We start from the raw sequence: 11,283 nt of genomic DNA, 5'->3' as shown, positions 1-11,283 counted from the left end.
AACGCATTCGGGCATCTGCTGTTTGCTTGGATAGCCTGATTAATTCGAAACTGGTGTGTTGTTTCATTGCTAAAAAAGATGAGTAACGGATATAGCAATTAGATCACATTTTTTCGCGGAATGGTATCAAATGGCACTAAGCCATTAACCTTTGCGGTTTCCACAATGCTGTAAAGCGTGGCACTGGCATGAGCCCCATTAGCTGTCTGACTAAATAATACCAATTACGATTAAAGACTTCCCAGTTTAGCCCTATCTATGAGACTCAATCTATTTTCCCCTGCCTTTGTACACAATAAACGTATTCCATGCACGACAGCATTGCTCAACAATATCATTGAAAACTTTAAACTACGATTAGTGAGACAATGCTGCCGTAGTCGTTAATGAACCTGTTTAATTGGTATTGCGTTTGGTTTGTTGTCTTTTTATGTATCGTCAATCTTGTTTACAAAACTATTAATTAATAAACAGTTTTTGTTTTGTTTATGTCGTTGCGTTTCATAACTATTTCTTTACTTACTGCTAAGATTACCGCTAGCATATATTTATCTATTTTATTGGGTGGGTTTATTTTGCCTCGTTTACCAAAGCTTTCATTATCAGTACTCGTACCTCTGTGTTTTTTTATCCTATACCTTTGTTTGGTGTGTGGAGAGTATTTTTATGAGCATGCTGAATTAAATGAGCAATTGGCATCAAAGCAAGCTGAGCAAATCCAAAAAGATTTATTTCGTATGCGTCATGTAATTGATTCTGCTGTTGCTTCTCAAGATTTTGATCGAATAGAACAAGAGGTTGCGCTTGTTTCAACAGAGCAGAATATGATGGCTTATGTGATCTTAGATTCATCCAGTGAGATTCATTTTGCAAATCACATTATTTGGCGTGATAGTAATGCTCAAAATGTGCTTGAGGGATATTCTGCGACACAGCATCGTGCTGCGGTCGCCAACAATAAGCCTTATTTAAATGTAAATTTCGAACGCCTTTCGATTCAAGCTTACTACCCGATTAACTCAAATTCTCGTTTTAGTTACTCTAATACAGTTGAGCTTGTTTATCTTGAATATGATATTGCCAACCTTTTGTCTGAAGCGTCTGAAAGCCTTTTAAAGCGGTTCATTGAGATATGGGGCTTGGGTGCGATAGTGTTAACACTATTTTGTATCATACTTCATTTCATATTAATTCGACCGCTAATCCAGCTCAGTAATGCTGCAAAAAATCTAGATAATCTTGATTTCACTAATAATATTGTTTGTGTTTCAGCCGAAATCAATAATCTTCGTGATTATTTGAATCGTGTCAAGGCTCGTTTATCTCGAAGTAGAAAGCGTCTTAATGATGCAGAGCAACGTTGGTTATTTGCGGTTGAAGGAGCGCGAAATGGTATTTGGGATTGGGGAATTGCCACTGGTGATGTGTTTGTTTCTGATCGTTGGAAAGAAATATTAGGTTATCAGCATTATGAGTTAGACAATGATTACTCTGTTTGGGAATCTCGCTTACACAAAGATGACAAAGAACAAGTATTAAACACATTACAAAATTATATTAATAATCAACATGATGAATATGAAAGTGTACATAGGTTGCGGCACAAAGATGGACGTTATATTTGGGTGCTCGATAGAGGCAAGATTGTTGAATGGGATGAAACGGGCAGGCCTTTAAGGATTATTGGTACCATTACAGATGTGTCTGGTGATGTAAAAAGTCAGCGAGTACCGGCTGATAAAATGAACCATAATCGCTTAACTGATTTTATTAATAGAGAAGCATTAGCTGACCAGTTGTATGATTTACAGGTGTTTAGTCGAAAAACAGGACAGTTTTCAGCATTGTTAATGATAAATTTGGATAATTTTAAGCTTATTAATGATGCGTTGGGCCGACAATTAGGTGATCGGCTTTTAATGCAGATTGCTGCTAGGTTATCAGGAACATTTTCAAGTGCGGGCCTTGTGGCTCGCCTTGGTGCTGATGAGTTTGTAATTTTGGCAAAAAACCTTGGCAGCGAAATAGATCAAGCAAACAAACGAGCATTAGCTTTAGCCAGTGAGGTTAGGCAGTTAATTGGTCGTGGTTTTGCTATTTCGGACCAAAATTTATCTATAAATGCCAGAATAGGTCTAGTTGTCTTTGACGGAATAGAGTCCCTCGAGCCACAAATTCTATTAGCTCGAGCCGACAGTGCACTGGAGCATGCAAAGGAAAGCACTTCAAACGGTTGTGCTATTTATCAACCGCAGTTAGATAAAAATCAAATTCAGCCTTTAAAATTACAAAATGAACTTAAACAAGCCATTTCTAATCAGCAAATGTCATTGGTTTATCAGCCTGTGGTGGACCGCACGGGGCAACTCCATAGTGTCGAAGTGCTTATGCGTTGGCATCATTCCCATTTTGGTTTTATTAGTCCAACAAAATTTATTGTTGCTGCAGAATTAACCGATTGTATTTTTGAACTTGAATTGTGGGCGCTAGATCAAGTGATAGAATTAATAGTCTCTTTACAACAGACTCACTCAGTTATTCCTATAATGTCGTTGAACATTTCTTCTCGGCATTTTCACCAAGATCATTTCGTTAGCGTGGTGATGAATCGGATTAATGCGGCACAGATTTCACCGTCTTTGTTACAATTTGAGTTAGCTGAAGATATTTTTGTGGTGAATGCTAATGTCGCTAAAGCTAAAATAGACGAACTTAAGCGCTATGGTTTGAATATTGCCATGGACAATTTTGGCGGTGGGTCTTGTGCGGTTCATTTACTTCAAGGTATTGGGTTTTCTCAAGTAAAACTTGCTGCAATTTACATCGATGAGATTGAATATAATCCTGAGAAGTTCAATATCGTCAATGCTGTGGTCGATTTCGCAATAAAGTTAAATTTACCCGTTGTTGCAAAACAAGTTGAAAACAAACAGCAGCTCAATTTGCTCACACATGCTAAATGCACTTGGTTTCAAGGTTATATTATCAGTCGTCCTTTAAGCAAAGACGATATTATCCAATTGATTAAGACCCAGTTATCTTTGAGTGTTGTGCCATAAAATCCATGGTATGAGACAAAGCAATATTGCGCATGTTATCACTTTCGATAAAGACTTCATGGAAGGCACCTTCAATAACCACTTTGTGGCAGTGATTGCTTAGTGCGAGATTTTGCGCTTTGTTGCACACTATGCTGTCTTTCTCAGCCTGCAATATTAAAATAGGTGTTTGGCTATTTTTGACGTATTCAATACTTTGCTGTGCCGCTGTCATTGCTTCTAATAACCAACGATTTGTTGGTGAACCTAATTGAGCCTTAGGTGTAGCATCAAATAACCTTCGATATTGTTGATAACGTGGCTTACTGTGGGTTAATTGATTGCGTTTAAACCTGACAGCTTGATAGTCTGTGCCACCTAACACATAGCGGCTATTTATTTTACCATTGATAGTCTGGCTATTATCCAGCTTCATCGCTAACCAGCGGACAATATTTTCAGCGAAAGGCAGCTTTATTCCTAGCATGGGTGCCGAAAAAACCGCTGCACTAAATATATCTGGATTATGATGAAGATAATCTGTTGCTATGGTGCATCCCATTGAATGAGCTAACATAAACAGTTCTTTATGTTTATTTGGCAAAACGATTTCATTGATAAATTGATTAAGGTCACTGGTGTAATCAGTGAATTTATCAACATACCCTTGATGTGGGTTATGGGTTAACCTATCGGATAAACCTTGCCCGCGATGATCGATGGCGTAAACACTAAATCCTTGCTGGTACAGATCATACATGAGTTCTTTATATTTAATATATGATTCAACTCTGCCATTACTTATCACTATCGCTTTGTTACTATCAGGATGTTGGGCTGTCGCATAAGCGATAGTGATTCCATCTGTTGTACTAAAGCGGCTTTGAACTACGCCAAGCCAAAAATTGCGTTGGGCGCTAGTCTCTAATTTGAGTTCAGACGAAAATTTCATGTAATGCATTTATATAAGCCAGCTAGTTATTGGTTGTATGTTGTATAGCGATACATAAACTGGGTGATAAAATTTTATAAGCTTTTCTGCTCAGAGATAAAGTTATCAATCATTTGTTCCAATACTGACATTGGGATGGAACCATTTTCAAGTACAGCATCATGAAAAGCTCTGATATTAAAGTCAGATCCAAGTTCAGCTTCGGCTTTGTTACGCAAACGCTTAATGGTGAGCTCACCTATTTTGTAAGACAGTGCTTGTCCTGGCCATGAAATATAACGGTCAATCTCGGTGGTGACATTATGCATTGATAACGCAGTATTGCTGGCCATAAAATCTATTGCTTGTTGGCGAGTCCAACCTTTTGCATGCATGCCTGTATCGACAACTAGGCGAGCGGCACGCCACATTTCGTAAGTTAACCGGCCAAAGTTACTGTATGGATCTTGATAAAATCCGCCTTCAAGCCCGAGGTATTCTGAATACAGCCCCCAACCTTCACCAAACGCTGAAATATAGCTATAGCGCCTAAAGTTGGGTAAATCTGCTAGCTCTTTGTTTAATGAAATTTGTAAATGATGTCCTGGTACGGCTTCATGTAATGTAAGTGCTTCTAGCTCATATAAAGGCCGTTTATCTAATGCGTAAGTATTTACCCAATAATAGCCAGGCTCATCATCGCGGTTTGAGCCAGAGTAACGCCCTGTTGTGTATTTGGGGGCTATTTCAGCAGGTACGGGGGCAATACCATAAGGCGTTCGAGGTAATTTACCAAAATACTTAGGCAGCATAGCGTCGGCTTTTTTGGCGATAAAGGCGGCTTCCTTTAGTAGCTCATCTGCCGACTTTGGGTAAAACTGTGGATCGGTGCGTAAAAAATGTAAAAAGTCCGCAAAACTGCCGTCAAATTTTACTTGTTTGATAATTGCTTCCATTTCGGCGCGTATTCTTGCTACTTCCTCAAGCCCTAACTTATGGACTTGATCGGCACTCATGTTAACAGTGGTGTAGTAATTCACTCTATTTTGATAAAACGCAGGGCCATTAGGTAGTGCTGAAGCTGCTATTTCAGTGCGTGCATTTGGAATATACTCTTGGGTCATGAAGTCATAAAACTGCTGGTAAATTGGCAATACAGTATTTGTGACTAACTCAAGACCTTGTTGGGTAAGTGCGGTTTTCTGTGCAGCGCTGAAATGGTCTGGGTAGTGAGTGAATGGCGTAAAATAGCCACTTTTTTGTGGTTCGACAATAAAAGCACTGATACTGTCTTCAAAGCCTTTTAAGGTGACTTTTGCAGGCGTTATTGAGCTAGCAAGGCCTTGCTTAAGCCAAAATGTTTGTTGCTCAAAATAACGTGGCATGCCTTCTAACTTGGCAATATATTGCTGGTAATCGTCAATATTGTTAAAAGATGATTTTGCGATGGAGGCGATATAGGCATGAAAGCCACTTTCTGCAGTGATTGGTAAGTAATGATCATGATAATGATAAAGGTCGACATCATTTTGCAGTTGAGCTTGGAGCATATCAGCGTTGATAACACTAGCACTAGATAACTTACTGCGGTCTAGCGCAGCGAGTTGTGTGAGTAGTGTTTTTGTTTGCTGATCTTTTTGTGCTAATGATTCTGGGGATAGGTCGGTGAGTTTACTAGCGGCATCTTTGTTACCTAAACTTGCAGCAAGCTCTGGAGAATACGCTAAAGTGAGCGCCCAGCTTTTATCGATTAAGGTTTGTAATTCTTGTTCGGCTTCGCTTTGTGTCGCAGTAGCTTCAGCAAAAGCTTGAGGTGCCGCGTTAAATTGACAACCCGATAAACTGAGTACAAAAAGTGCAGGTAAAAGCAGCAAGCGCATCGAAAGTCCTTTAATGTAGCAAAGTGTTGGCTTCGTTTATTGAGAGTATGCCCGATTTCTATCTAAAAACACATCGTAAACAGAGTTGTGACTTTGTTGTGATCGAAAACAGAAAAAAACAATCGTCATCAGAATTTATGTAAATACATGTTAAACTGAATACTATTCTCTGACCGACAAAATCAAACCAATGGCAGGGTACGTTTATAGGGGTTAATTATGATAGATAAAACCATTCCGCTGGTTGATTTGCATCGTCACTTAGACGGTAATGTTAGCGTAAAAACCATTTGGGAATTAGGGCACCAACATGGCATAGCACTGCCAGCTAATTCACTTAAAGAGCTTGCGCCTTTTGTGCAAATTCAAGGTAAAGAAAACAATCTGGTTGATTTTTTAAAGAAGCTAGATTGGATGGTTGCCGTATTAGCGGATTTAGATGCTGTTAAGCGTGTTGCCTACGAAAACGTAGCCGATGCGGCAGCTCAAGGGTTAGATTACGCAGAGCTGCGCTTTAGTCCTTATTATATGGCAATGAATCATAACTTACCCATTGAAGGCGTGGTTGAAGCGGTTATTGATGGTGTTCGTGCAGGTGTTAAAGAGCACGACGTTCAAATTAACCTCATTGGAATTATGTCGCGTTCATTTGGTCAAGAAAAATGCCGTTTAGAGCTAGAAGGCATTTTGGCGCACCGTGACAGCATTGTTGCAATGGATCTTGCGGGTGACGAGCTAGGTTTCCCAGGCGACTTATTTACCGAACACTTTAAACGTGTACGTGATGCCGGATTACAAATCACTGCACATGCGGGCGAAGCTGCGGGCGCAGAAAGCATGTGGCAAGCTATTAATGTGTTAGGTGCTACCCGTATTGGCCATGGTGTTAATGCCATTCACGATCCTAAATTAATGGAATACCTCGCTAAACATCGTATTGGTATTGAATCGTGCCCAACCAGCAACTTACATACCTCAACCGTCGCAAATTACGACGTGCATCCTCTACGTAAATTTTTAGACGCTGGGGTGCTAATTGGTTTGAATACTGATGACCCAGGGGTTAGCGCAATTGATATTGCTCATGAGTATCGCGTGGTTAAATCAGAAATGGGTTTTAGCGATAGTCAATTGGCCACACTACAACGTAATGGCGTTGAGATGGCCTTTTTGTCAGACAGTGATCGTAAAGCGTTGTACGCAAGAAAAGCTAAATAGTCTATGGTAAATGCTGTAATATTTTGAGCTAAACCTTATAAAGTAGATAACAAAATAGCCAGCAAATGCTGGCTATTTTTATGTCATATATGATTCACTCTGAGTTAAATCACCCGTGAGAACTGCTGTTGGCGGGCTTTTTGACGATAATACACATCAAAGCACATGCAGATGTTACGGATAAGTAGTCGACCGGTCGCGCTAACAGTAAGTTTGCGGTCTGTTATGTCGACAAGCTTGTCGTTAATAAAGGTCTGCAATAACTTCAAGTCTTCGGCAAAATAGCTTTCAAATTGAATATCAAATTTGGCTTCAATGTTGGCCATGTCTAAGTCAAAATGACAAATTATTTGCTTAATTACCGCGCGGCGAATTTCATCATCTCGGTTTAAGCTGCAGCCTTTCCAAAGCGCATGCCCGTTAGCGTCAATGGACTCGTAATAAGGGCGAATGTCTTTTTGGTTTTGTGCATAACAATCACCAATTTGGCTGATTGATGACACTCCTAAACCTAACAAGTCACATTCTTCCTGAGTGGTATAACCTTGGAAGTTACGGTGCAGCTTGCCGGCATTTTGTAACTTGGCTAATTCATCATTAGGTTTGGCAAAGTGGTCCATACCAATAAACTGATAACCGGCACCCGTTAAAGACTCAATGGTTTGATGCAACATATCGAGTTTTTGTTGTGGTGATGGCATATCGACATCTTTAATTTTACGTTGCGCCGCAAAGCGTGATGGCAAATGTGCATAGTTAAAGACCGATAAACGATCTGGCGATAATTCAATAATGCGTGCAATTGTTTGAGCAAAGGTTTCTGGTGTTTGTAGCGGTAGACCGTAAATAAGGTCAACGTTAGTCGATACAAACCCTAATGCTTTCGCTTTGGCAATTAAGTCGAAAATAAATTGTTCGTCTTGTTCGCGATTTACCGCGACTTGAACGTCTTTATTAAAGTCTTGCACACCAATAGATACCCGGTTAAAACCGGCTTCTTTTAGTGTATCTAACATACTCAGTTCAATCTCTCGTGGATCGACTTCAATTGAGTATTCGCCCACTTCAGCAAAATTAAAGTGTTCTTTAATCAACGCGGTTAACTTAAGAATCTGCTCTGGGCTTAAAAAGGTGGGTGTGCCGCCGCCCCAATGCATTTGGGTTACGGTGTAATTTTTAAATAGCGGTGCGCGCTTAATAATTTCAGCGGCTAAATATTCTATGTATTGATCGGCTTTATGAGCGTGGCGAGTAATAATTTTATTGCAGCCACAGTAATAACAAAGCTTGGCACAAAAAGGAATATGCACATACAACGACAGTTTGTCGGTTTTGCTATTTTTAATCGATGTCAGTAAATCTTGCTCAGTAAAGGCGTCATCGAATTCTAAGGCGGTCGGATAAGAAGTATAACGGGGACCGCTGTAATTGTATTTTTCGATCATCGACTGATCCCAACTAATCTGAGTGGGCTGCTTCAAGGCGTGTCCTCCGGGAGTAAATTAGCAACAGGCGAAGTATGCAATGTTCGTAAACAAATTAACTTGATCTAGGTTGTAAAAATGAATGTTGCTTGTGCAAATACACGCGGTTTAGCGGTTGCTTATGTAAGGTTTTTAGCATTATGAGGTGTATATCACAGTTTGCATTGGTGAAATGTTGAAGTTAGCCAAGCAAAAATTGCTGTGAACCTAAATTTCGTGCTTTACCGTCATAACGAGTTTCTGAGAATGTGATTTGACCATTACGATGCTTCAATATAATACTCGTTGACCGAGTGCCATATTCTTCATGCTGAATAAAAATAGATGAGAGTCTTCTTTCCCATTCAAGGCTAATACCTGTTTTAGGGAGTTGTTGATCTTGCGGTTGCGAGGTGTCGAGCATGATACTGCGTAAAGCTTCAATATCTGGTGTTGCTGTTTGGGTAATGTAACCTTGTAGTGCTTGTTGGCCTTTGGCCATTTTGGGCCAAACATCGTCTAGTGCACCATTACTCACCGCATGAAATCCTGGCGACAACAATGTCGTTTGTAAGGTTTTACTGTTAAAGCAATACAGTTTTTGCTGTTGTTGAAACACTAAATTGAAAGGGTTGTAGTTAATAGCATGTTCGCTTAACCATTGTGGAGTGATATCAGTCGTACATAAGGCATTAACCACTAATTCCCCACGACTTCGCACGCCGTCTTGTTGTTCTATTTCCCTTATATTGGTTAACCCTGCAAAGTGGCCAAGTTCATTCACTCCAAGCCAAGTTCCGCCGGCAAGTTTATCTTGACCTGCATAAATAGCGGGTGACGTTGGCCAACGGTGTGCCGGCTCGGTCGCCCTATGATGAAATTCATCACGGTTTGCACAAACAATCAACGGGTAGTCTGGATGGGCATCAATGGCAACAAATAAAATGCACATGGGGTTTCTCGTTAACGGACGGTAACCCCATCATAACCATAAACTAAGATTTTTACTGGTTATTTGTGCGGATGATGATGCTCTGCATGATTTGCTTTTGCATGTGAATGGCTATGAGCTGTGGTGTGTGAGTGACCGCTCACATGATCATGATGGTGTGGTGCCGATTTCATATTGATCATTAGACGGCTTAAAAACTGCCGCGGTCCCAGTCTTAATAAGCTCGCGCCAAATAATAATATAATGATCGCTAAACCAATACTATTTACAGTGTCGGGTAAGTGTAATGTCATTGCTGAACTTAATGACAGCTGGTCTGCCACCATTAAACCAGCGAGCAAGATACCGCCTAACATTAAACCTTGCTTCCAGTTCATCAGTTTTAATTGACCAATACTCACAACCGGCGCCGCTAGTAAGGTAAATGCTACTGCGATTTCACTCCAACCACTGTACGCTAGCGCCAAGGCTAAAATCACCGTGCCTAGATTACAAAACCGCATGGGTAAAAATACTAACAGTAAAATAAATACCTGAAGCGCAGGGTTTTCTAATGGCACAGAGGGATGACCAATGACATTGGCCAATACTAAACTGAGTATTATCCAGGGCGCACTTCGGTCGACTAATTGGCCAAACCCAAAGCGCCATGCTGACTCGGGTAAGGTTGGGTGTGGGTCTGTAATCTTAACTTGTGTTACGGTTAACAATGTCCCAATAGCAAGTAATCCTAGCGTTTGAAATAACGCAAACCACGGGCCCAATAATAATAGTGAGATTAATAATGCTTCTGGCCCGGCAAGACGTTGTAGCCAGCGTAATGCTAATGAGTGATGTGTCGGTCGTAAACCCAATGCAAATCGAGTAGTTGCAATGACATAACTTGCGAATAAAATAGGTGAAATAGTTAATAACCAGCTAACAAATTGCTCTGAACCATGGTCTTGATGTGCATGCTCGTGGCCACCGGTATCCATTAACAACAATAATGCCAATAAGCCTAAGCCTAATAAACTGCCGATACCCGCTTGATATTGGTATTTACCTTGTTTGTCTTCTTGCTGGTGGCCGTGGGGTTGGTGTAATACCACATGTAAAATAGAACCAGTTACAAATGCTTGTAAGTAAACCGTATTTTCTAGACTTAACTGAGTAAGCAGTTGCTCGCCTGCAAAGTAGCCTACAGACGTTAATATCATCATTGCTGCAAGTACAGCACTTGCCCAGCGAGTACCCACTTGTGGCTTTAACAACCACCAAATAGCCACACCAACAGGGAGGCGGTGCATAATGACACCTAACGCGAGTAGTGTTGAGTTACCTTCTTGTTGTGCCAATACCATAGCGCCACCGTCTGTAATGGTATGGAGCAATAAACCACCAATACCCAGAGAAAGGGTAATATTATGGGTAACAGTAGAGTAACGATGAAACAGCTTTTCGCTGGCCGTTGGCCCCCAAACTCCTAGCAGGACAAAAAACAGCGTAATAAACCCGCCGTGTTCTAGAAGCTCAGGTAAAATATGGATAAGCACTAGCCCGCCTAACGAGACGAATATAAACCCGTCTAAGCCTTTTTGTAGCCCACTACCCGATGAAAAATAACGGTAAAAAAGTGGCCCAAATAATAATGCGATACAGCTAGCGATGAGATAGAGCATGTTATCCAAAGTTCAATCAAAAAAAACGATGTAGTATAACATTTTTCGATTGTGTTGTAGCGTGTGAATCGCTCAAGCTGAAAAATTTACTTAAAACTTATTTTGTCAGTGTGACTTAGGTTTGAACCTGTCAGGTTGAT

7 protein-coding genes are annotated in these 11,283 nt (G+C 40.5%); 2 read left to right on the top strand and 5 right to left on the bottom strand.

Annotated elements, in window-relative coordinates; genetic code table 11:
* The first annotated feature begins 575 nt into the window (after window positions 1-575).
* A complete protein-coding gene (locus IEW93_RS18820; protein ID WP_188740780.1) occupies window positions 576-3,059 on the top strand; it encodes a putative bifunctional diguanylate cyclase/phosphodiesterase in 2,484 nt (827 codons plus the stop codon).
* On the opposite strand, the gene IEW93_RS18815 is transcribed toward IEW93_RS18820, so the two are convergent.
* Together IEW93_RS18815 and IEW93_RS18810 are read right to left on the bottom strand one after the other, a co-directional pair.
* Window positions 3,025-3,999: an alpha/beta fold hydrolase gene (locus tag IEW93_RS18815; RefSeq protein ID WP_188740779.1), complete on the bottom strand. Its 975-nt coding sequence runs from the start codon at window positions 3,997-3,999 to the stop codon at window positions 3,025-3,027. The two genes, IEW93_RS18820 and IEW93_RS18815, sit on opposite strands and share 35 nt — an antisense overlap.
* Before the next feature lie 65 nt (window positions 4,000-4,064).
* The gene (locus IEW93_RS18810; RefSeq protein WP_188740778.1) at window positions 4,065-5,849 is read right to left on the bottom strand and encodes a DUF885 domain-containing protein; all 1,785 of its coding nucleotides are present in this window, start codon (window positions 5,847-5,849) and stop codon (window positions 4,065-4,067) included.
* A gap of 219 nt (window positions 5,850-6,068) precedes the next feature.
* Between IEW93_RS18810 and add the strand changes: the two genes are divergently transcribed.
* Window positions 6,069-7,067, top strand: coding sequence for an adenosine deaminase (gene add / locus IEW93_RS18805; protein ID WP_188740777.1), 999 nt, complete (start codon window positions 6,069-6,071; stop codon window positions 7,065-7,067).
* Window positions 7,068-7,171: 104 nt separating this feature from the next.
* Here the strand turns inward: add and hemN are convergent, their stop codons facing one another.
* From hemN to IEW93_RS18790, 3 genes are all read right to left on the bottom strand, one after another.
* Window positions 7,172-8,548, bottom strand: coding sequence for an oxygen-independent coproporphyrinogen III oxidase (gene hemN, locus IEW93_RS18800; RefSeq protein WP_188740776.1), 1,377 nt, complete (start codon window positions 8,546-8,548; stop codon window positions 7,172-7,174).
* Between the two features lie 184 nt (window positions 8,549-8,732).
* Window positions 8,733-9,482, bottom strand: coding sequence for an NRDE family protein (locus IEW93_RS18795; RefSeq protein WP_188740775.1), 750 nt, complete (start codon window positions 9,480-9,482; stop codon window positions 8,733-8,735).
* Between the two features lie 59 nt (window positions 9,483-9,541).
* A complete protein-coding gene (locus IEW93_RS18790; protein ID WP_188740774.1) occupies window positions 9,542-11,143 on the bottom strand; it encodes a metal transporter in 1,602 nt (533 codons plus the stop codon).
* Between the last annotated feature and the right edge of the window lie 140 nt (window positions 11,144-11,283).

The organism is Shewanella inventionis, from assembly GCF_014641855.1.
GTDB lineage: Bacteria > Pseudomonadota > Gammaproteobacteria > Enterobacterales > Shewanellaceae > Shewanella > Shewanella inventionis.
Note: the sequence above shows the minus strand (reverse complement) of the source record. Positions and strands in the feature narration are given on the sequence as shown.

Excerpts from the sequence above, each read along its gene's own strand:
- add (WP_188740777.1), top strand. The coding sequence starts at position 6,069 with ATGATAGATAAAACCATTCCGCTGGTTGATTTGCATCGTCACTTAGAC.
- IEW93_RS18815 (WP_188740779.1), bottom strand. The coding sequence starts at position 3,999 with ATGCATTACATGAAATTTTCGTCTGAACTCAAATTAGAGACTAGCGCC.
- IEW93_RS18795 (WP_188740775.1), bottom strand. The coding sequence starts at position 9,482 with ATGTGCATTTTATTTGTTGCCATTGATGCCCATCCAGACTACCCGTTG.
- IEW93_RS18810 (WP_188740778.1), bottom strand. The coding sequence starts at position 5,849 with ATGCGCTTGCTGCTTTTACCTGCACTTTTTGTACTCAGTTTATCGGGT.
- IEW93_RS18790 (WP_188740774.1), bottom strand. The coding sequence starts at position 11,143 with ATGCTCTATCTCATCGCTAGCTGTATCGCATTATTATTTGGGCCACTT.